This window comes from Actinospica sp. (assembly GCF_035552695.1).
Lineage (GTDB): Bacteria > Actinomycetota > Actinomycetes > Streptomycetales > Catenulisporaceae > Actinospica.
Map to the genome: position 1 here is coordinate 73,380 of NZ_DASZKT010000029.1, position 20,459 is coordinate 93,838.

At 70.4% G+C, this 20,459-nt stretch carries 22 protein-coding genes; 10 read left to right on the plus strand and 12 right to left on the minus strand.

The window, feature by feature from the left end:
* Positions 1–40: 40 nt before the first annotated feature.
* On the minus strand, positions 41–781 hold the full coding sequence (locus VG296_RS05000; RefSeq protein WP_325563534.1) for a GntR family transcriptional regulator: 741 nt from the start codon (positions 779–781) through the stop codon (positions 41–43).
* Between the two features lie 332 nt (positions 782–1,113).
* On the opposite strand from VG296_RS05000, the gene VG296_RS05005 reads away from it, so the two are divergent.
* A complete protein-coding gene (locus VG296_RS05005; protein ID WP_325563678.1) occupies positions 1,114–1,677 on the plus strand; it encodes an ATP-binding protein in 564 nt (187 codons plus the stop codon).
* Between the two features lie 7 nt (positions 1,678–1,684).
* Here the strand turns inward: VG296_RS05005 and VG296_RS05010 are convergent, their stop codons facing one another.
* From VG296_RS05010 to VG296_RS05020, 3 genes are read right to left on the minus strand one after another with little or no spacing between them, the layout of a single operon-like run.
* A complete protein-coding gene (locus VG296_RS05010; RefSeq protein ID WP_325563536.1) occupies positions 1,685–2,515 on the minus strand; it encodes a nucleotidyltransferase family protein in 831 nt (276 codons plus the stop codon).
* A gap of 19 nt (positions 2,516–2,534) precedes the next feature.
* A complete protein-coding gene (locus VG296_RS05015) occupies positions 2,535–2,882 on the minus strand; it encodes a MoaD/ThiS family protein (protein WP_325563538.1) in 348 nt (115 codons plus the stop codon).
* Between the two features lie 20 nt (positions 2,883–2,902).
* Positions 2,903–3,988: a hypothetical protein gene (locus VG296_RS05020; protein ID WP_325563540.1), complete on the minus strand. Its 1,086-nt coding sequence runs from the start codon at positions 3,986–3,988 to the stop codon at positions 2,903–2,905.
* A gap of 119 nt (positions 3,989–4,107) precedes the next feature.
* Here VG296_RS05020 and VG296_RS05025 point away from each other — a divergent pair, with 119 nt between their 5' ends.
* Together VG296_RS05025 and VG296_RS05030 are read left to right on the plus strand one after the other, a co-directional pair.
* Positions 4,108–4,986 (plus strand): alkaline phosphatase family protein, encoded by an 879-nt coding sequence (locus VG296_RS05025; protein ID WP_325563542.1) that lies wholly within the window; start codon positions 4,108–4,110, stop codon positions 4,984–4,986.
* A gap of 55 nt (positions 4,987–5,041) precedes the next feature.
* Positions 5,042–6,169 carry an MFS transporter gene (locus VG296_RS05030; protein ID WP_325563544.1) on the plus strand — a complete coding sequence of 376 codons (1,128 nt, stop codon included), beginning with the start codon at positions 5,042–5,044 and terminating at the stop codon, positions 6,167–6,169.
* Here VG296_RS05030 and VG296_RS05035 read toward each other — a convergent pair.
* Positions 6,155–6,673, minus strand: a complete 519-nt coding sequence (locus VG296_RS05035; RefSeq protein ID WP_325563546.1) for a MarR family winged helix-turn-helix transcriptional regulator — start codon at positions 6,671–6,673, stop codon at positions 6,155–6,157. The genes VG296_RS05030 and VG296_RS05035 overlap by 15 nt on opposite strands.
* Before the next feature lie 81 nt (positions 6,674–6,754).
* Between VG296_RS05035 and VG296_RS05040 the strand changes: the two genes are divergently transcribed.
* The 3 genes from VG296_RS05040 to VG296_RS05050 all read left to right on the plus strand — a co-directional run bounded on the left by VG296_RS05040 (position 6,755) and on the right by VG296_RS05050 (position 8,868).
* Positions 6,755–7,261, plus strand: a complete 507-nt coding sequence (locus VG296_RS05040) for a YceI family protein (protein WP_325563548.1) — start codon at positions 6,755–6,757, stop codon at positions 7,259–7,261.
* Positions 7,262–7,339: 78 nt separating this feature from the next.
* Positions 7,340–8,119 carry an alpha/beta hydrolase gene (locus VG296_RS05045; RefSeq protein ID WP_325563550.1) on the plus strand — a complete coding sequence of 260 codons (780 nt, stop codon included), beginning with the start codon at positions 7,340–7,342 and terminating at the stop codon, positions 8,117–8,119.
* 95 nt (positions 8,120–8,214) lie between these two features.
* Positions 8,215–8,868 carry a class E sortase gene (locus VG296_RS05050; protein WP_325563552.1) on the plus strand — a complete coding sequence of 218 codons (654 nt, stop codon included), beginning with the start codon at positions 8,215–8,217 and terminating at the stop codon, positions 8,866–8,868.
* Between the two features lie 54 nt (positions 8,869–8,922).
* On the opposite strand, the gene VG296_RS05055 is transcribed toward VG296_RS05050, so the two are convergent.
* The 5 genes from VG296_RS05055 to VG296_RS05075 form a co-directional block, all read right to left on the minus strand.
* The gene (locus VG296_RS05055; protein ID WP_325563554.1) at positions 8,923–9,471 is read right to left on the minus strand and encodes a hypothetical protein; all 549 of its coding nucleotides are present in this window, start codon (positions 9,469–9,471) and stop codon (positions 8,923–8,925) included.
* 144 nt (positions 9,472–9,615) lie between these two features.
* Positions 9,616–10,254: a TetR/AcrR family transcriptional regulator gene (locus tag VG296_RS05060; RefSeq protein ID WP_325563556.1), complete on the minus strand. Its 639-nt coding sequence runs from the start codon at positions 10,252–10,254 to the stop codon at positions 9,616–9,618.
* Positions 10,255–10,264: 10 nt separating this feature from the next.
* Positions 10,265–10,486 carry a DUF2277 family protein gene (locus VG296_RS05065; RefSeq protein ID WP_325563558.1) on the minus strand — a complete coding sequence of 74 codons (222 nt, stop codon included), beginning with the start codon at positions 10,484–10,486 and terminating at the stop codon, positions 10,265–10,267.
* 47 nt (positions 10,487–10,533) lie between these two features.
* Positions 10,534–11,007: a GNAT family N-acetyltransferase gene (locus tag VG296_RS05070; RefSeq protein ID WP_325563560.1), complete on the minus strand. Its 474-nt coding sequence runs from the start codon at positions 11,005–11,007 to the stop codon at positions 10,534–10,536.
* Positions 11,008–11,044: 37 nt separating this feature from the next.
* Positions 11,045–11,809: an alpha/beta hydrolase family protein gene (locus tag VG296_RS05075; protein ID WP_325563562.1), complete on the minus strand. Its 765-nt coding sequence runs from the start codon at positions 11,807–11,809 to the stop codon at positions 11,045–11,047.
* Between the two features lie 78 nt (positions 11,810–11,887).
* Here VG296_RS05075 and VG296_RS05080 point away from each other — a divergent pair, with 78 nt between their 5' ends.
* The gene (locus tag VG296_RS05080; protein WP_325563564.1) at positions 11,888–12,934 is read left to right on the plus strand and encodes a hypothetical protein; all 1,047 of its coding nucleotides are present in this window, start codon (positions 11,888–11,890) and stop codon (positions 12,932–12,934) included.
* Here the strand turns inward: VG296_RS05080 and VG296_RS05085 are convergent.
* On the minus strand, positions 12,919–14,214 hold the full coding sequence (locus VG296_RS05085; protein ID WP_325563566.1) for an MFS transporter: 1,296 nt from the start codon (positions 14,212–14,214) through the stop codon (positions 12,919–12,921). The two genes, VG296_RS05080 and VG296_RS05085, sit on opposite strands and share 16 nt — an antisense overlap.
* Positions 14,215–14,288: 74 nt before the next feature.
* Between VG296_RS05085 and VG296_RS05090 the strand changes: the two genes are divergently transcribed.
* Entirely contained in the window at positions 14,289–16,046 is a 1,758-nt protein-coding gene (locus VG296_RS05090; RefSeq protein WP_414641051.1) for an MFS transporter, read from the plus strand.
* Here the strand turns inward: VG296_RS05090 and VG296_RS05095 are convergent.
* Complete coding sequence (locus VG296_RS05095; RefSeq protein WP_325563572.1) at positions 16,004–17,110, minus strand: ABC transporter ATP-binding protein; 1,107 nt, start codon at positions 17,108–17,110, stop codon at positions 16,004–16,006. The two genes, VG296_RS05090 and VG296_RS05095, sit on opposite strands and share 43 nt — an antisense overlap.
* A 284-nt stretch (positions 17,111–17,394) precedes the next feature.
* Between VG296_RS05095 and VG296_RS05100 the strand changes: the two genes are divergently transcribed.
* Both VG296_RS05100 and treS read left to right on the plus strand, forming a co-directional pair.
* Entirely contained in the window at positions 17,395–18,600 is a 1,206-nt protein-coding gene (locus VG296_RS05100) for an ROK family transcriptional regulator (protein WP_325563574.1), read from the plus strand.
* Positions 18,601–18,717: 117 nt separating this feature from the next.
* Positions 18,718–20,436 carry a maltose alpha-D-glucosyltransferase gene (gene treS / locus VG296_RS05105; protein WP_414641053.1) on the plus strand — a complete coding sequence of 573 codons (1,719 nt, stop codon included), beginning with the start codon at positions 18,718–18,720 and terminating at the stop codon, positions 20,434–20,436.
* Positions 20,437–20,459: the final 23 nt, after the last annotated feature.

Sequence of the window (20,459 nt, forward strand, 5' to 3'; positions counted from 1 at the left end):
GAGACGCGCCGAGATGAAAGCGGGCCGGTGACAGCGGGCCTCAGACGCTGAAGGAGAGGATCTCCTTCTCCCGGTAGACGGTTTCCACGTACTCCACCGGCTGGCCCTCGGCGTCCTCGCGCAGGGAGACCGCCGCGAGCACCGGATCGTCCGCTGCGGTGCCCATCAGCCGCGCCTCACGCTCGCTCGCGCGGCGGGCCGTGAGGTGCGTCTGTGCGCCGTGGCCGAACTCGATGCCCGCCTCGGCCAGCGCGGCGACCGTGCCCTGCATGATCGGCTCGGCGACCAGCAGCGCGGGTACGAGCTCGACGATCCGCGGCGGGTGCCAGGACACTGTCAGCGAGATCAGCCGCTTGCGCTGGTAGATGACGTATTCGCGGCGGGCGAGCATGACGTCCTGCGGCAGCTTGAGCACGTCGTACACGTCCTGATGCACGTGCTTGACGTGCCAGTCCTCGGTGTCGACCGCGGGCCCGGCCCAGCCCGCGTAGGTGATCTGCGCGCGCTCCATCGGCCGCAGCGCGCCGGCTCCGGCCAGCGCGCGCTCGAGCCGTTCGTCAGGGGTCGGTATCGACTGGAAGGGCGAGACGATCGTCCCACCGCGATAGGAACGCACCAGGCCACGGGCCTGCAGCTCGCGGATCGCGGCGTGCGCGGTCTTCGCGGACACCTCGTACCGTGCGGCCAGATCGCGCACCGAGGGAAGACGGCTGCCCTGAGCGAGTTCCTGTTGAAGGATCTCCTGAGCCATCCGGTCGGCGATGTCACGGTACGACGTCATGCTGTAGATCCTTCTGCCGCTCTTGGTCCTGAGTGTAGGTCTCTTCGGTCAAGATTCGGCTAAGACGGCCCACCATTGTGGTACCACAACCGAATCGGCGGTACACCTGTAGTACTACACATTCTGCGATCGGACCAACACCGCGGAGGCCTGATGAGCGCAGCCGTATGGAACGAGCCGTACGAGCCGGAGCCCCGTTGTAGGGACGCGCGCCGGCCCACCGGCGCTTCCCGGGATACCAGCGTCCTGACGACCACGAGGATCATCCGAGCTCCGCGTCCGCCCGGCGACCGCGACCCACGGGTCACCGGGACGACGGTCCGACGGTGACGATGACGATGCGCATGACAGCCCCGGCACCCACACCGAAGCCCACGCCCTCTCCCACACCGAAGCCCGCATCCCCGGAATCCTCGGCCCACGCACATTCGACGGCCGCGACGTCCTCGGGGCCTGATGCCGTCCCGGACCGCTATGCCGGCGCGGAACCGGTCTACGACTGGACCGCGCTCGCGCTCCCGGCCTCCCCGCAGGCCGCGGGCCGCTTCCGGCACCACGCGCTCGGCGCCGTCAGCCGCTGGGGACTGCACCGCGAGGCCGGCGAGACCGTCGAGGCCTGCGTCAGCGAACTGGTCACGAACGCGATCGTGCACGGCGTGGGCCGCGACGTGCTGATGATGCTCTACTACACCGGCGACAGCGTCCTGACCGAGGTCTTCGGCCACGCCGTGGACGAGCCCGCGATCCCGGCGACCGCCAGATCCGACAACGCCGAGAGCGGCCGCGGCCTGCTCATCGTCGACACCCTCGCCAAGGACTGGGGCAGCGAGCACACCGGCCTCGGCCTGCTGCGCGTCTGGGCGTCGATAGCCGTGCTCGGGGGCGAAGCCGCGTAGCAATGCTCTACCTCAGCTCGGCCTGCTGCCGCCGCTGCAGCGCGGCGAGTTCCCGGGCGGCGGTCTCGAGGTCCTTGGCCGTGTCGATGGCGCGCCAGTAGACGCCCTCGGGGATGAGGAATCCGGCGAGTTTCCGTTCGCGGGCGAGGTCCGGGAACGTGGTGCGCTCGTGGTCGCCGAGGTCGGGGAGCAGCGGGGTGAATTCGGGGGCGAAGACGTAGACGCCGGCGTTGACCGGCCACGGGGTGGGCGGGGATTCGACGAAGTCGGCGATGAGGCTGCCGCCGTGCACATTGTCAGCACCGCCGATGTCGCTGCCGTCGAGTTCGATGACGCCCCAGGGGATGCGCGGACGGGCGAGGGCGAGGGTGCCGAGCACGCCGGTCCGCGCGTGCAGCGCGGCCATGTCGCGCAGTGAGAAGCGCGTCCAGACGTCCGCGTTCAGCGCGTACCAGGGTTCTTCGGGGCGAGGCAGCTTGCGGGCCGCGAACTTGAGGCCGCCGCCGCGGCCGAGCTCGGTCTCCTCGACGGCGGTCGTGACGCGGACCGGCAGGACCGTGTCCGTGATCCACTGCTCAAGCACCTCGGCGAGATAGCCGCAGGACACGACGACGTCGGTCACGCCCTCCTCGGCGAGCCAGTCCAGCTGATGCTCGAGGATCGTGCGGCCGGTGCCCGGGATCTCGATCAGCGTCTTCGGCCGGGTGTCGGTGTGCGGGCGCAGCCGCGAGCCCTTGCCGCCCGCCAGCACGATCGCCTGGGTGACCGGGGCCCCGCTCCCGGCCTCCGACGCGGCGCCGGACGCCTCTGCGTGCTCTGACTCTGATCGCGTGGTCATCTGCGCAGGATATCCGGGCTCAGCCGCCGCTCACCGCGGCGATGATATGCACGGTCGCGCCGGGGACGATCACCGTGCCGAGTCCGCCGAGCTCGCGGATGTCCACGCCGTCCACGTAGATGTTCACGTGGCCGCGCACCTGGCCGCGCTCGTCCCGGATCCGGCGCTCCAGCGAAGGGACCTCGCGCTGGAGCTGGTCCAGGACGGCGGTCAGCGGCGAGCGCGGACCGCCGGCGGAGCCCTCGGTCACCTCGACACTGATCTGCGAGCGGCCGCCGGCGAAGCCGACGAGTGCGCTCGGGACGACGACCGTGGCCGTCGTGGTCTCCGCCTCAGCCGCGTCCACTGCTTCGGTGTGTCCGTACATGGCAGTTCCCGCCTCCGTCGTCAGTCGAGCACCGTCGCCCGGACCGAGAGGACGTCGGGCAGCCCCGTCGCCACGGTGGTCCACTGGTCGTCGGCGCACGCGTAGAGCTCGCCGGTCCGCGTGCCCAAGTACGCACCCGCCGGTTCGCCGTCGTCGGTACACAGTGCGTCGCGCAGCACCAGCCCGTAGAAGTCCTCGACCGGCAGGCCCTCGCTCACGCTCTGCCAGGCCTCGCCGCCGTCCTGCGTCCGGTAGACCCGGCGGCGGAACTCCGGGGTGAACCGGAACCCGTCGCTGGTCAGCGGGAACAGATAGGCGTGACCCGACTTGTGCTTGTCCGCGGCTACGGCGAAGCCGAACTCGCCCGGCAGGCCCTTCGCCGCCTCGGTCCAGGTCTGGCCCCAGTCTTGGGTGCGGTAGACGCCGTTGTGGTTCTGCAGGTACAACCGCTCCGGGTCGCCCGCGTCCGGCGCCACCTTGTGCACGCACTGGCCGAATTCAGGGTACTGCTCCCCCTCGGGCAGGAAGGTGCACTTGATGCCGGAGTTCGCCGGGTCCCAGCTCCGGCCGCCGTCCACGGTGCGGTAGACGCCGCCGGTGGACATCGCCACCAGCATCCGTTCCGGCCGACCCGGGTACGGCACGATCGTGTGCAGCGCCTGGCCGCCGAAGCCGGGTGCCCACTCCGGGCGGTGCGGGTGGTCCCACAGCGCCTGGTTCAGCTCGAAGTTGCGCCCGCCGTCCTCGGAGCGGAACAGTGCGCTCGGCTCGGTACCCGCGTAGACGACGCCGGGCTGGTCCGCGGGCCCCGGCTGGATCTGCCAGACCCGGCCGAGCGCGGTGCCCGTCTTCTCGGGGAAGGCCACCGGCGCGCGGTCCGGCTCCCCCCAGCTGCGGCCCAGGTCGTCCGAGTGCAGGACGGTCGGCCCCCAATGCTCGCTCGTCGCCCCGGCGAACAGCCGCGGCGCGGGCCCCCGCGTGTCGATGCCCACGGCGTAGATCGCCTGCATCGGCAGCTGGAGCGACTCGGTCTCCCAACTCCCGGCACGCTTTCGGGCCAGGACCAGGCCCTTGCGCGTTCCGGCCAACAGCAGTGTATCGGACATGGGACGACTCTAGACCCGGGGTCGGACATTTTCCTGGGAAGCGGTATTTACGTGCGTTTCGGCGGCCGATAGGCTCGGCGAACTGATCTTCGGATCTGGACGGGCAGGGGGAATCCAGGATGGACGAGCCACGCACCCGGCGCGTTCTGGTCGTCGGGATCGACGGGGTACGCCTCGATCTGCTCGACGCGCTCGCCACCCCGCACCTCGACTCCGTGCGGGACGCCGGCTTCCTCGCGCCGGTGCTGATCGACGAGCAGACGCCGACGATGTCCGGGCCCTGCTGGGCGACGATCGTGACCGGCGTGCACGTGGGCAAGCACGGCATCTGGAACAACGACTTCACGGGCCACCGGCTCGGCGTCTTCCCCGATTTCGCGACGCGTCTCGCGCGCATGCTCGGCCGCAAGACGTTCGTCGCGGCGGGCTGGGACCCGTTGGTGCTGGCGCGCGACGGCGGCCCGCTGTTCTCGGCACCGACGAGACTGCTCTACGTGAGCCCGGACGCGCACACGGCCGAAGCCTGGGAGCAGGCGGACGAGGAGATCACCGTGGACGCGGAGGTCGTGCTGCGCCGTGATCCGATCGACGCCGCGTTCGTCTACCTCGGCGCGGCCGACGAGACCGCGCATCTGCACGGCTGCGGCCCGCGCTACCGGGACTCCATCGAGAACGCGGACGCACGGCTGGGCCGCCTGCTCGACGCGGTCCGCGAACGGGCCGAGTACGAGCTCGAAGACTGGACGGTCGTCGTCGTCACCGATCACGGCCACGTAGATGAGGGCGGGCACGGCGCCCGGTCCGTGCCGGAGCGTACGGCGTGGATCGCGGCATGCGGCCCGGGTCTCGCGCCCGGCGTCGCTCCGGACCGCGAGCTGCGGCACGTGGACGTCGCCGCGCAGGTGTTCGCCGGCCTCGGTATCGAACCGGACCGGCACTGGACGCTCGACGGCAGGCCGTTCGCGACGGTGAGGGACGGCGAGACCGTCGCGCGCTAGCGAAGGCCCGCGGCTTTTCAGTACAACGGCGACGGTCGCGGCGTGCGCGGGCTTCGTGCTGCTCGGCGCGCTCCAGGCGTACTACGGCCCGTCAATCCCGGCGCTGCGGACCCGCTTCGGTCTCGCGCCCTCGGGAGCGGGCCTCGCACTGAGCATGTTCTACGGCGGCGCGGTCGCCGGAGTGCTGGTCGGCGGCACGATGCACCGTCGCCTGCGCAACGGCCGGCTGCTGCTCACGTCATTCCTGGTGATGGCGGCGGGCGGGCTCGGCTTCGCGCTGGCCGGGAGCTGGCCTCTCGCACTGGCCGCGAGCCTGATCAGCGGGTTCGGCGCGGGTGGCATGGACTACGGGCTGAATCAGCTGTTTTCCATCGGATTCGGCCGGCGCAGCCCCGCGATGCTCAGCATCCTCAACGCGCACTACGGCGTCGGCGCGGTCGCCGGGCCACTGCTGATCAGCGTGCTCGGCGCGCGCGACTATCCGTACGCGTTCGCCGGGACCGCCGTGCTCCTCGTGGCGACGGGGCTCGTCCTGCGAACGGTCGGGGACGGCGAAAGCGCGCGCGAAGCCGCGACGGAACGCCGATCGATCAGCACGACCCGGATCCTCGCACCGATCGTCATCGCGTTCCTCGCGCTCTACGCCCTCCAGGTCGCCGTCGAGACCGGAGTCGGCGCGTGGGAGCCGACGTACCTTCAGCTCCTCGGCCGCGGGCCGGAATACGCGGCGAACGCGACGTCCGGGTTCTGGCTGATGCTCACCGTCGGGCGCTTCCTCGTCGCGCCGTTGATGCTGCGCTGGAGCGAGCCGACGATCGTCTGCGTGAGCTGCATCGGGACCACGGCGTGTCTGGCGCTCGCGGCCCTCCCGTCGCTCGCGCCGTACGCGCTGGCCGGGGCGGGACTGTTCAACGCGCCGGTCTTCCCGGCCGGGCTGCCCTGGCTGAACCGTGCGGCGGCGGACGTGCGCTGGGCCGCGACGGCGGCGATCCTCGCGGCGAACGTCGGCGGCGTGGCCGCCGGACCGTTGCTGGGCCTGGCGATCGAGGTGTTCGGCGGCGGCTCCGTGGCGTGGTCGCTGACCATCGCCTCGACGGTCTGTGTCACGCTCGCGGTCTGGCTGCGCCGCGCGACCGGGGCAACTGCGATCGGCACGACTGTCGAGCCGTCAGCACTCGCCTGACTCCCCGAGCATCTCGAAGGCCTCGAGCAGTCCGGTCATCCGCTGCTCTCCGAGGCGGCCGAGGAAGCGGTCGCGCAGGGCGTCGGCGAGGATGCGCGCGGCGTTGGTCGCGGCGCTCTCCCCGGCGTCGGTCAGCTCGGCGAGGATGACGCGGCGGTCGGCCGGACCGGCGCGCCGCTCGACCAGGCCCATCGCGGTCAGCCGGTCGACCAGCTTCGTCGTCCCGGCGGTGGAGAAGTTGAGCAGCCGGGAGACCTCGTTCATCGGCGCGCGCCGCTCCGCCACGCCGTGCAGGTGCCAGAGCACCCGGAACTCGGCGGCGGCGAGTCCGCCGCTGCGTTCGACCTCGGCGAGCATGCCCGCGGTGACGTTCTGCATCCCGGAGTAGAGCTGGAACCAGGCGCGCAGCACCTCGTCGTCCGAGGCCGCCGCGCTCGGACAGGTCGCCCCGGGACTCGACCCGGGCGTCGACCCGGAGTCCGCCGTCGCTGTTGATTCCTTCACCTTGCCAAGCTTAGCCGAGCCGGTTAACATTTCGCCAGCAAGATAATATCTAGCTAGTAGATATCCGGAAAGGTGATCTCCATGCCCGCGCCCCTCTCAGGCTCCTTCACCCTCGACGCCGCGCGCAGTTCAGTCCGCTTCAAGCACAAGTCGATGTGGGGCCTGGTCACCGTCAAGGGCGGCTTCGCCGGGATCCGTGGCGGCGGCGCGGTGGCCGAGGACGGCTCGGGTTCGGGGACGCTCGTCGTCGAGAGCGCGACGCTGGACACGAAGAACTCCAAGCGCGACACGCACCTGCGCTCGCAGGACTTCTTCGACGTCGCGCAGTTCCCCGAGATAACTTTCTCCGGGACGCGGATCACCCCCGCCGCGGATGGGACGGCGCAGGTCGAGGGCGAGCTGACGGTGCGTGGCACGAGCCGGAAGCTGACGTTCCCGGTAAGCGTGGAGACGCACGACGCGGATTCGGTCTCCGTGCAGGGCGAGGTGAAAATCTCCCGCCACGACTACGGCATGGGCTGGAATCAGATGGGCATGCTGACGGGCACGGCGACGATCGTGCTCGACCTTCGCTTCACCGCCGCCTGACGCCCCACCAGAAACACCGAACGCTCCCGTACGGCGCGCCTGCAGCACAAAACGGCGCCAACGGGCATACTCGCCGTCATGGAGCTAATGGTGCAGACGGGCGGTGGCGAGGTCTGGGTCCGAGACAGCGGCGGCGAGGGTATTCCCGTCGTCCTCCTGCATCCCGGCTGGGGCGACTCGGGAATCTGGGACGAGATAGCCGGCGAGCTGGAGGATCAGGCGCGCGTCGTGCGCTACGACTCGCTCGGCTACGGCGAATCCTCGGCCCCGACCAAACGCTACACGGCGGTCGACGAACTGCGCGCGGTGCTCGACCAGCTCGGAGTGGCGCGCGCGGTGCTGGCCGGGCACAGCGGCGGCGGCGCGACGGCGCTGAGCCTCGCGGTCGCCGAGCCGGACCGGGTCGCCGAACTGCTGCTGCTCGCCCCGGGCGTCTCGGGCTATCCGTGGCCGGCCGACGACCCGTTCATGACCGAGATGACGGCCGCGGCCCAGGCGAAGGACGTGGAGAGCGCGGTCGAGATAGGCCTGCGCACCTGGGCGCGGGCCGGGGCCGGCGAGGCCGTCGAGACGCAGATACGCAGCGCCATCGCCGGAATGGAGCGGCAGGCGCCGTATCTCGACGAGGACCCGCCGGTCTACGAGCGGCTCGGCGAGATCGGGACCCCGGCCACCATGTTCGTCGGCGACCTCGAATACCCGATGGCCGTGGACTGCTGCCGGGCGATCGCCGAGCGCCTCCCGTCCTGCCGCGTGCTGAACATCCCGGGCAGCGACCACATGATCCCGCTCCGCGCGGCCGGCGCCGTGGCCGAACTCGCGCTCATGGCGGTGAACGCGGCGGAGACGCCGGCCTAGCGACTGTCGGGAAGCCCGCCCGATTTAACTCGTTCGGTTGATCTAACGCACCGAATGTCGGGAGTGCCGGAAATCTGATGGCATGATCCTTTGACATGTCAGGTCTTCGCAAAGCACTGCAGGGTACGGCCTCTGCCACGGGCGAGCTGTTGATCACGCTCGGATTGCTGGTGGGACTTTACATCCTCTACCTGCTGTTCTGGACCGGGATCGTCGCGCGCGCCGAGGCGCACACCGACCTGTGCACGCTGCGGCGCGAGTGGGCGGCCTCGGTGAGCGTGCAGCCGCGGACGGCGCAGCCCTTCGCGACGATCCAGATCCCGCAGATCCGCAATCCGGAGGTCTGGCCGATCCTGGACGGCACCCAGCAGACGGAGCTGAGCCAGGGCGTCGGCTGGTACCCGGCGAGCGACCTGCCGGGGCAGCAGGGCAACTTCGCCGTGGCCGCGCACCGGCGGACCTGGGGCGACATGTTCCGCTACCTCAACGAGGTCAAGGCCGGCGACACGGTGATCGTGCAGGACGGGAACACCACGTACACCTACCGCGTCATCGAGAACCCGGTCTACGTGCCCGCGAATCAGGGCGACGTGCTGGATCGGGTCCCCGGACACTCGGGGCTGGCGAAGCCGGGCCGCTACATCACGCTGACGACCTGCGACCCGGTGTACGACGCGTTCCGCCGCCTGATCGTGTTCGGCGAGCTGGTCTCGCGGCAGACGGTGCAGCAGGTCTCGAAGGCCTGCTGACCCGCGGTCAGCCGCCGGCCGGGCTGCCGGGTCAGACCGGCGGCAGCCCGCGGGTCACGCGGCCGGGGAACTCGTCGCGCTGACGATCGTGCCGCCGAGCGCCGAGCTGACCTGCTGCGCGTACGCGGTGTCGTCCGGCACGAGCACGACCCAGTTCCGGCCGACCACGGCGCGCTCCGACTTGCCGCTGATCAGCAGTCCCGAAGCCTGCGAGGACGTCAGCAGGGTCGCATAGGTGAGCGCGTCGGTGTGATTGTCGAACACGGTCGCGGTGACGGAGCTGCCGGATGAGGACGAGCCGGACGACGCGATCGTGCACGCGGCCACGCTCTGCAGGCCCGGCGCCTTGAGGTTCGTGTCGTCGCTGTTCGAGACCGGCGTGCACGGATGACCGGCCGTCCTCAGGGCGCTGATCACGTCGGAGCCGGACGAGTAGCTGCCGCCGTCGGAGGGCTTCGCCGAGGCGGTGCCGGAGACGCCGGTCGTCGATCCCGGGCCCGGCTGAGCCTGTGAGGAAGAGCTCGTACAGGACGCGAGCGCGAGTGCGAGCGTCGCGGCGGTCACAGCGCACGCCGCGGCACCGCGGTTGGATATCGAACGCATCGGGCCTCCCGGCTAGTCCAGAAGCGGTTCGCTTCGGCAGAGGGTACTCGCGGGTAACTTCGCTGGGAAGGACCAATCGGAAATGCGGATCGTCAGACCGGCGCCGATGCTTCGGCATCCTGCTCAGTCTGCTGCCGTGCGCGCTCAAGCCTCCGGCTCAGAACTCGGCCCAGCATTCCTGAAGAGCCTTTGGAGCTGCGGCAGGAAGGCCTCGCGGAAGGCGGCCGGATCCGCGCCGTACGAGCCGCGTACCAGTTGCGGAAGGGCGACCGGGGTCATCATCGCGGCCCAGGACACGATCATGATGAATTCGGCGTCGTACTCGGACGTGAGTTCCCCGTCGCGCTGGCACCGGCGGATGTCTTCGAGTACGGACTCAGTGTCTGTGTCAGTGTCGTTCTCGTCGTCGGGCTGGTCGTCGGGCTGGTCGTCGAGCGCCTGCCAGAGCAGCAGCCGGGCGCGAGCGGGGTTCTCCAGGATCGTGTCGAGGTATCCCTCGAGCCGCTGCGCGTACGGCACGTCGTCCGGCGCGATGCGGGCCTCCTCGGCCAGCCACTGCTTGCGCAGCGCGTCGTAGAGCCCCTGCTTGCCGTCGAAGTAGTACGAGATCAGCTGCTGGTTGAGCCCGGCCCTGGCGGCGATGCTGACGACCCGGGCGCCGGCGAAGCCCTTCTCCCCGAACTCCTCGACCGCCGCGGCCAGGATCTTCTGCCGGCTGCGCTCCGCGTCGCGCTGCCGCTCGCCCGGCTCGGGCGCCCGCCGCGGCCGCTTCTCGCTGCTCATGCGCCCGAGTCTAGGCGGACGCCGGCGCGGGCCTGACTTCGAGTTCGTCCAGCAACTGCTGCGTCGCGGCGGCCACGGCCTCGACGGCGGCGTCGAAGGCGGCGCGGTTGCGAGCGGACGGGGCGCGGAAGCCGGAGATCTTGCGGACGTACTGCAGCGCGGCGGCCTGCACGTCCTCGGGGCCGACTTCGGTCGCCATCGGCGGGCGGAGGGTCTTGATGCTTCGGCACATAAGGGCAGTCTCCCTCGCGCCACCGACAACGGGCCACCGGCAAACGGCTAGAGCGCGACGGCCAGCAGCGGCAGCACGCGTCCCTCGACGGCACCGGAGGGCACCCCGCCGATCCGTACCGCGCCCTTGGCCAGGTAGAACGGCTCGGCGTTCGGGTCCGCGGCGATCGTGAGGCGGTGGAATCCGAGTCCGAGGGCCATTTCGGCAAGGTGCGAGTAGAGCGCGCCGCCGACGCCCGTGCCGATCGCGGGCGGGTCGACGAAGAGCATGCCGAGCTCGCCGGCCGGGGGCTCGCCCTCGATCGTGCCGAAGCCGAGGAGCCGGCCGTCGTTCTCCGGCTCCCGGGAGACCGCGACCTGCGTGCGCCGATGCACGATCTGCTCGGGCGAGAGCGTCAGCTCCTGCCGGGACGCCTCCAGGAAGGCCGCGTCGTAGCCCCAGTGTGCCTTCGAGCGCAGCGCGAGCGCGCTGAGCTGCGCGGCCTCGTCGGGCCGGGCCGCGCGGATCGCGAAGTCTGTCATTCGCTCAGCGTACGTCCGATAAGCGGCGCCGGCCCGGTCACGCGCCGAGCAGCTTGGTGAGTTCGGCGACCGTGCGGAGCCAGGAGGCGTGCGCGGGCTCGATCAGCTCGAAGTGGCCCATCCCGTCGAACGCGGCCAGTTCGGCGGAGTCGCCGCCCGCCCGCGCCGCCGCGACGTAGTCGACGCCCTGCTGGAACGGGACGCGGTCGTCCGCGTCGCCGTGCACGACCAGCTGATGCACGGACGGGCCGAGCGGCAGGATCTCGATCGGCGAGGCGAGCGCGTAGTCGGGCACCTCGACCGGCAGGCCGCCCATGAACTCCACGGCCGCCGGGAGCCGGCCCTCGCCGCCGTCCAGCTCGGCCAGCGCCGCGGCGCGCAGGTCGGCGATCCCGGCCTGGGAGACGACGAGGCGCACCGGGGTCGGTGCGTGGCGCGCGGCCCACAGCGCGAGGTGGCCGCCCGCGGAGTGGCCCACGAACGCGAGCCGGCCGACGTCCAGCCGCTCCGCCGTCGCGCGGAGCGCCGCGACGGCGTCCTCGCAGGTCCCGGGCCAGCCGCCGCCCGCTTCGCCCAGCCTCCGGTACTCGACGTTCACCGCGACGAAGCCGCGCGCGACCAGATCGCGCGCCAGCGGCTCCATCAGCGTTCGGTCCCAGGGCAGCCGCCAGAACCCGCCGTGGATGAGCACCACGACCGGGCGCGGACCGTCGGCCTCCGGCCGGTGGATCTCAATGAATTGCGACGGATGGTCCCCGTAGGCGACCTGGTCCGCGGTCGCTCGATCTGATGAATTCGGCATCACGCGCAGAGTACCGGGCTCCGGATAGGCCGTTAGAGATCCGTGCGCGCCGACAACCGAACACCACTCCCCCAGCAGATGCACGGCGAAGTCCGGATCGTCTATCACGCCGACGGCTCGGCCACGGTCAACGGCGTGCCCGTGGCGGTCGAGCCGGGCCGGGACGTGCGGGACGCGGCATATCAGGCGGCGGTCGAACTGGTGGCGTCCTCGGGGATCACGGATCCGATTCCGGCGACGAGCGTCGAGCCGGACGGCGCGGCGTATCAGGTGACGCTGTATCCGACCCGGACCGTGCTCGCTGCGGACGCGGCCGTGGCCGGCGCGGCGGGCCTCGCGGGCTCAGCGGGGGCCGGCGGAGTCGGCGCGGCGAGTGCGCTCAACCGGGTACGCCGCGCCTGGTACCGCCCGACGCTGAGCGTGAGCTGGCTGGCCGCGGCGGCGTGCGCATGCGTGCTGCTGTCGGTGCTGGCCACGGTGCTGTTGCGGGAGAACGGTCCGTCGGTCGTGCGGCTGTCGGTGGACACGGAGAACGACCCCGGCCACTCCTCCGCGGCGCGGACGACGGGCCGGGCGATCGCCACGGCGCCGGGCGTCATGAGTACGGCGTCCATCAGGGCATTGGCGAAGAAGGCGGCCGCGGCCGAGCCCAGCCTCTCGCCGACCCCAGTGCGGCCGCACGCGAGCACGGCGCCCGTCCCCGGCATCGGAGTCCAGCCGACGACCGGTCTGCCGCCCGAACCGCAGCCCTCGAAGACCGTTCCGACGCCCACACCCACGCGGAGCCCCAAGCCCACACCGACGCCCTCCAGCGCGAAGCCCGTCGCCGTCACGAATCTGACCCTGGCCCTGGTCGGCGGGGACGACACGGACCAGAGCATCGCGTTCGTCGCCACGGCCTCGACGAACAGCACGGCGCCGGTCACGCTGACCTACACGTACGCCGGGAGCAAGGGCCGCGCTCCCGTCACCCAGACCGTGCCCCTGTCCGGACACACCGACTACGTGATCGCGGACCTGATCCCGGCTCAGCCGTACTGCGGCGGCCCGGTGACGATGACCGTCTCGACGTCCCCCACGGCGAAACCCGGCAGCGTGACCGAGACGACTCAGCCCGGCTGCTGAGCCGGAGTCTGCTCGAAGGTCGTCTGCTCGACGGCTGCCGGCTCGACCGCCGGCTGCCGCTCGATCGGCGCCGTCGCGGCCGGGCGGCGCGGCCGCGTATACAGCACCGCGCCGGCCGCCGCGACCAGGCAGGCGACGCCGCCGACGGCCAGCCCGGTGCGCGGATCCGAGATCGCGATGATCCAGCCGACGAGCGGGCCGCCGATCGGCGTCGTGCCCTGGAACGCGACCTGCCAGAGCGCGATCACCCGGCCGCGCATCTCCGGGCGGGAGGCGAGCTGGATCGTCGAGTTGCCGATGGATATGAACGACACGCTCGCCCAGCCCGCGAACAGCATCGCGACGTAGACCACCGCGAGGTTCGGCGCGTAGGCGGTCAGCAGGATCGTGCAGCCGAACGCTACGGACGAGAAGACCATCGAGCGTATGCCGGTACGCGCGAACGACGCCGTGATCAGGCCGCCGATCACCGCGCCGACGCCCATCGAGGAGGTCATGAAGCCGAGCACCTCGGCGCCGCCGTTGAAGGTGCGCTGCGCGAGAACCGGCAGCGAGACCTGGAACTCGTAGGCGAGCATGCCGACGAGGCCCATCATGGCGAGCGGAACCATGATCTGCCGCGTGCCCATCGCGTACTTGAAGCCCTCGCGCAGCTGGCCCTTCGCGCGCGGCGTCGGCTCGCTCGGCCGCAGCTGGCCGCGATTCATCATGAGCAGCGAGGCGACGACGGCGACGAAGCTGGCCGCGTTGATCAGGAAGCAGATCCCGACGCCGACGCCCGCGATGAGGATTCCGGCGACGCCGGGGCCGACGGCGCGGGCCGCGTTGACGGTGACCGTGTTGAGGGTGATCGCGTTGCGCAGCTGGTCGGCGCCGACCATCTCGCGGATGAAGGACTGCCGCGGCGAGTTCTCGAAGGCGTTGTTCATGCCGAGGAAGACCGCGAGCGCGCAGATCTCCCAGAAGCGGACCGCGTGGAAGACCGTGAGCAGGCCGAGCACGAGCGCCTGCACGCCCATGATCGCCTGCAGCACGGTCATGAGTTTGAGCTTGTCCGACCGGTCCGCGATGACCCCGCCGTACGGGCCGAGCAGCAGCACGGGCAGCGTCTGCAGCGCGGTGACCAGGCCGAGCGCGGTGGCCGAGTGGGTGAGTTCGAGGACCAGCCAGGACTGGGCGGTCATCTGCATCCAGGTGCCGACGAGCGAGATGCTCTGACCGGCGAAGTAGCGCCGGTAGTTCGGGATCTTGAGTGAGGAGAACGTGGCCTTGCCGTTCATCGGGCCTCCTCGCGTCTGAGAATTACTGAGTCTTACTCAGCATAGCACCCTTTCATTAGCGCCACTAAGGAATTATGCTCGGCAGTGGAACAGCGGCAAGTGGAGGACGAAGGCGAAGGGGGTACGCAGTCGTGTCCGACGACCGGTACAAGTGGGTCGCGCTGTCGAACACCACACTCGGCATGTTCATGGCCGTGGTGGACGCGTCGATCGTGATCATCTCGCTGCCCGCGATCTTCCGCGGCATCGACCTCGACCCCTTCGGCGCCGGGAACATCAGCTACCTGCTGTGGATCATCATGGGATACCTGCTGGTCACGGCGGTACTGGTGGTCACGCTCGGGCGGCTCGGCGACATTCTCGGCCGGGTGCGCATCTACAACCTGGGCTTCGTGGTCTTCACGCTAGCCTCGATCGCGCTCTCCCTCGACCCGGCGCACGGGGCGGGCGGCGCGATGTGGCTGATCATCTGGCGGCTGGTCCAGGCGGTCGGCGGAGCGATGCTGATGGCCAACTCCGCGGCGATCATCACCGACGCGTTCCCGGCCGAGCAGCGCGGCATGGCGCTCGGCGTCAACCAGATCGCCGCGCTCGCCGGCCAGTTCATCGGGCTGGTGCTCGGCGGCGTGCTCTCGGTCTGGGACTGGCGCGCGGTGTTCTGGATCAACGTGCCCTTCGGCGTGTTCGGCACGATCTGGGCGTACCGCAGCCTGCGCGAGGTCGGCGAGCGGCGTCCGGCGCGCATCGACTGGTGGGGCAACCTGACCTTCGCGGGCGGCTGCGCATCGCTGCTGGCCGCGATCACGTACGGCATCCAGCCGTACGGAGGCCACTCGATGGGATGGACCAACCCCTACGTGCTCGGCGGCCTGATCGGCGGCGTCGTGCTGCTGGTGCTGTTCGGGTACATCGAGCAGCACGTGCCGCAGCCGATGTTCCGGCTCGCGCTGTTCCGCAACCGGGCCTTCGCGGCGGGCAACGCGGCCTCGCTGCTGGCGTCCATAGCCCGCGGCGGCATGCAGTTCATGCTTATCATCTGGCTCCAGGGCATCTGGCTGCCGCTGCACGGATACAACTACGCGGACACCCCGCTGTGGGCGGGCATCTTCCTGCTCCCCCTCACGGCCGGATTCCTCCTCGCCGGGCCGCTGTCGGGCTATTTGTCAGATCGGTACGGGGTCTTCTACTTCACGACCGGCGGCCTGACACTGTTCGCGCTCAGCTTCATCGGGCTGCTGTTGCTGCCGCTGAATTTCCCCTACTGGGCATTCGCGCTGCTCATCCTGCTGAACGGCTTCGGCTCCGGCATGTTCTCGGCCCCGAACACCTCGGCCATCATGAGCAGAGTCCCGGCGGCCGATCGCGGCGCGGCGTCGGGCATGCGCTCGACCTTCCAGAACTCGGGCACGTCGCTCTCGATCGGCGTCTTCTTCTCGCTGCTGATCGCGGGCCTCGCCGGGCAGCTTCCCGGCGCGCTCTCCTCGGGCCTGACCGCGCAGGGCGTGCCCACCGCGGTCGCGCAGCACGCGGCGCAGCTTCCTGCGGTGTCGACGGTATTCGCGGCCTTCCTCGGCGCGAACCCGATGCAGACGCTGCTCGGTCCGACCGGCGTGCTGAACACGCTCTCGCCGCAGGCCAAGGCGACGATCACCGGGAACACGTTCTTCCCGAACCTGATCTCCGGACCGTTCCACCACGGCCTGACGATCGTGTTCGCCGTGGCGGCCGCGATGGCGCTGCTCGCCGCGACCGCGTCGATGCTGCGCGGCGCCTCACCCGTTCAGGACAGTCAGTCCGGCAACCTGCGCCCGGTGCCCGCGTCGAAGAGGTGAGCGGCCGCGGCGTTCGCGGTGATCAGCAGATTCTCTCCGCGCACGGGAGGGGCGCCGCGCTGCTGGCGGACGACGAGATCCACCGGGCCGTCCGGGCCGTCCATCCGCGCGTGCACGAGATATTCGCGCCCGTCGTCCCTGATCAGCACGGCCACGGCGGTCAGCGCGCCGCCGGTCGAACCGTCGCCGATCGAAGCGTCGCCGCCGAGATTCAGCTCCTCGGGCCGCAGGCCGATCAGTACCCTGTCGCCGGTCAGCGCCTCGGCCTGCGCTGAGCCGACCTTCACGCGCAGCCCGCCGACGTGCGCGAAGCCGTCGCGGTGCACGGCCGGAATGACGTTCATCGGCCACTGGCCGACGAACCCGGCCACGGCCACCGTCTCCGGGCGCTCGAAGACCTCTGACGCCGTACCCACCTGCTGCACGACGCCGCGGTCGATCACGGCGATGCGGTCCGCGATGGCGAGGGCGTCGGTCGAGCTGCACGTCGCGTAGAGCATGGTCACGCCGAACTCGCGTTGCAGGGTGGCGATCGGGGTGCGGGCGCGCATCATCATCGGGACGCCGGAGCCCGCGAGCGGTTCGTCGACGCAGACGGCCAGCGGTTCGTTGACGAGCGCGCGGGCCATCATCGCGCGCTGCCGGAGGTCGAAGTTGAGCGCTTCCGGCCGGGCCGAGAGGTAGTTCGCGACGCCGCAGCGTTCGGCGATGGCCGCGACCCTGGCCGCGACCGCCTTCTGCGAGTTCTTGCGCATGGTGAGCGGAAAGGCGATGTTGTCCCGCACGCTCAGCTGCGGAAACAGCGCGAAGCCCTGGGCCAGCATGGACACGCCGCGCTTGTCCGGGGCGAGTTCGGTCACGTCCTTGCCGTCGATCAGCACCCGGCCGGAGATGGTCTCGTCGGCGCCGGCGAGCGCCCGCAGCAGCGCGGACTTGCCGCTGCCGGAGGCTCCCGTCAGGACCATGAGCTCGCCGTCGCGCACCCGCAGATCGACGCGCTCGAGGACCGGCCGCCACATCCCCCGCTGCACGCGCGTGACGTCGACGAATTCGATCCCGGCCACTGCCGTAGCGCTCCTCCCACCCGGTGAAACCTCCGGGTGCCCACGATATCCGCTGGTGACCCGCTGCGGCCCGCCCGGAGCGGGGCGGCGCCCCAGGCGAACCGGCAGGAGAGTCGCAGTCCGGATCTCCGTGCTCTGCGGCAGACGTTAGACCCGAGCTAATAGCCCGTCAAGAACAAGATGAATAAGTGATTTTCGAACTAATCAGTCCGAAGTAATGCGACAGTCAGGGTGTCATTATTTCGATACTTGACGAATCGTTGGACAAGCCCGATCCTCGTGCCATGACGCAGCAGCAGGCCCGGGGCGAGCAGGGCCGCAACCAGCGCAGCCGGCAGGCCGTCATCCGGCTGCTGCGCGAACGCGGCACGCTCAGCAGGGCGGAGATAGCGCGGGTGGTCGGGCTCTCGCCGTCCACCGTCTCCACCCTGGTCGGCTCCCTCGTCGCGGAGGGGATGGTGATGGAGCTCGGCGGCCAGCTGCCGCCGGCCGGCGGACGGGCCGGCCGGCCGGGCACCGCGGTGATGCTGAACCCCGCCAGCGGCGAGGCGATCGGCATCGACTTCGGCTACCGGCACGTGCACGTGATCATCGCGGACGTGACGCACGCCGTGCAGATCGCGAAGTCGGCGCCGTTGCCCGCGGACTACGACCCGAGCCACGGCCTGGACGCCGCGACCGACCTCGTGCGGGCGGCGATGGACGAGGCCGGCACGGACCCGGCGCGCATCCTGGGCGTCGGCGTGAGCCTGCCCGGGCCGTACAACCGGGCGAGCGCGCTGCCGAACTCCGGGCTGATCCCCACCTGGTCCGGCATCCCGGTCGCCGCCGAACTCGGCCGCCGGCTGCACCTGCCGGTGGTCGCCGACAACGACGCGAACCTGGGCGCTCTGGCGGAGCGTCAGTGGGGGGCGGGTGCGGACATCGACGAGCTCGTGTACGTGAAGCTGCACAACACGGTCGGCGCGGCGTTCGTCAGCAACGGCCGCCTCACCCGCGGCGCCGTCGGCGGAGCCGGGGAGATCGGCCATCTGGTCATGGACGACAAGGGCCCGCTGTGCCGCTGCGGCAACCGCGGCTGCCTGGAGTCGTACGTGGGCCTGCCGAACGTGATGCGCTCGCTTGAGCCCGGATACGGGGACCGCATCACCCTGCGCGACGTGATCACCAAGGCGTGGCAGGGCGACCGCGGCTGCATCAGGGCGCTGGCCGAGGCCGGGCGGACGGCCGGGCGGGCGGTCGGCATGCTGTGCACGATCCTGGACCCGGCCGCGGTGGTCGTCGGCGGGGCGCTGGCCGCGGCGGGCGAACTGGTGCTGGCCCCGCTGCGCGAGGCGGCCACGGCGGTGAACCTGCCTGCGGCGGGCTCCGAGCTGCGAATAATACCCGCCGCGCTCGGTGCGCAGGCCTGCGCGCTGGGCGCGGTGGCGCTCGTCCTCGGCCAGACCGGGGACCCCGCGCTGACGCCGACCGGGAGTCCGGTCGCATGACATAGAGCCCGTTGACTGATCCGACCGCGCGCCCGAGCGTCAGCTCCTCACGGCGAGCGTCTGCGAAGGAAGAGCCCTACGTTGTCCGACATCACCACAGCGGGGGCGCTTCAGGCCCTGCCGATCGAGCCGGTCGCCGACTCTCCGTTGGACCTGCCCAGCAGCGAGCGGGACCCGAACTGGTTCAAGCGCGCCGTGTTCTACGAGGTCTTCGTGCGCACCTTCTTCGACGCGAACGGGGACGGCACCGGCGACCTGACCGGCCTCACCAAGCGACTCGACTATCTGCACTGGCTCGGCATCGACTGCATCTGGCTGCCGCCCTTCCTCAACTCCCCGCTGCGGGACGGCGGCTACGACGTGTCGGACTACACCGGGATCCTGCCGGAGTTCGGCGACCTCGGCGACTTCGTGCAGTTCGTGGAGGCGGCGCACGCCCGCGGCATCCGGGTGATCATCGACTTCGTGATGAACCATACGAGTGATCAGCACCCGTGGTTCCAGAGCTCGCGTGACGATCCGCAGGGCCACTACGGCGATTTCTACGTCTGGGCCGACGACGACAAGGGCATGGCCGACGCGCGGATCATCTTCTCCGACACCGAGACGTCGAACTGGGCCTTCGACACCGTGCGCCGCCAGTACTACTTCCACCGCTTCTTCTCGCACCAGCCGGACCTGAACTACCACAACCCGAAGGTGCGCCGGAAGATGATGGCGGCGCTGCGCTTCTGGCTGGACCTCGGCATCGACGGCTTCCGGCTCGACGCGGTCCCGTACCTGTACCACGAGGAGGGTACGAACGGGGAGAACCTGCCGATGTCGCACGAGTTCCTCAAAGAGGTGCGTGCGATGGTCGAGCGGGACTATCAGGACCGGGTGCTGCTGGCCGAGGCGAACCAGTGGCCCGCGGACGTGATCGACTACTTCGGCGATCCGGAGGCCGGCGGCAACGAGTGCCACATGGCCTTCCACTTCCCGGTCATGCCGCGCATCTTCATGGCGGTCAAGCAGGAGTCCGCGAAGCCGGTCGCGGAGATCCTCGCGCAGACTCCGCCGATCCCGGACGGCTGCCAGTGGGGCATCTTCCTGCGCAACCACGACGAGCTCACGCTCGAGATGGTCACGGACGAAGAGCGCGCCTACATGTACGAGCAGTACGCCAAGGACCCGCGGATGAAGGCCAACGTCGGCATCCGGCGACGGCTGGCCCCGCTGCTGGACAACGACCGGCGGCAGTTGGAGCTGGTCAATGCCCTGCTGCTGTCGCTGCCCGGCAGCCCGGTGCTGTACTACGGCGACGAGATCGGCATGGGCGACAACATCTGGCTCGCCGACCGCGACGGCGTCCGCACCCCGATGCAGTGGAACCCGGACCGGAACGCCGGCTTCAGCCAGTGCGATCCCGGCAGGATGTACCTGCCGGCGATCATGGATCCGGTCTACGGCTATCAGCGCACGAACGTCGAAACGCAGATGAAGGACACCTCGTCCCTGCTGCACTGGACCAAACGGATGATCCAGCTCCGCAGGGAGAATCCCGCGTTCAGCCTAGGCAAGTACACCCAGATCGAGTCCACCAACGACGCCGTACTCGCCTTCGTTCGCCAACTCGAGGCGGGGAAGTCCCCCGACGGCAAGGAATCGATCGTGCTCTGCGCGATGAACCTCTCCCGCTACCCCCAGCCCACGGAGCTGGACCTGGCGCAGTTCCAGGCCACCGAGCCGATCGAGCTGCTCGGCGGCATCCCCTTCCGCAAGATCGGCGACGTCCCCTACCCGCTGACCATGTCCGGGCACGGATTCTTCTGGTTCAGACTGGACGAAAGGGACTGATCCGCCGTCGCCGTCGCCGCCTG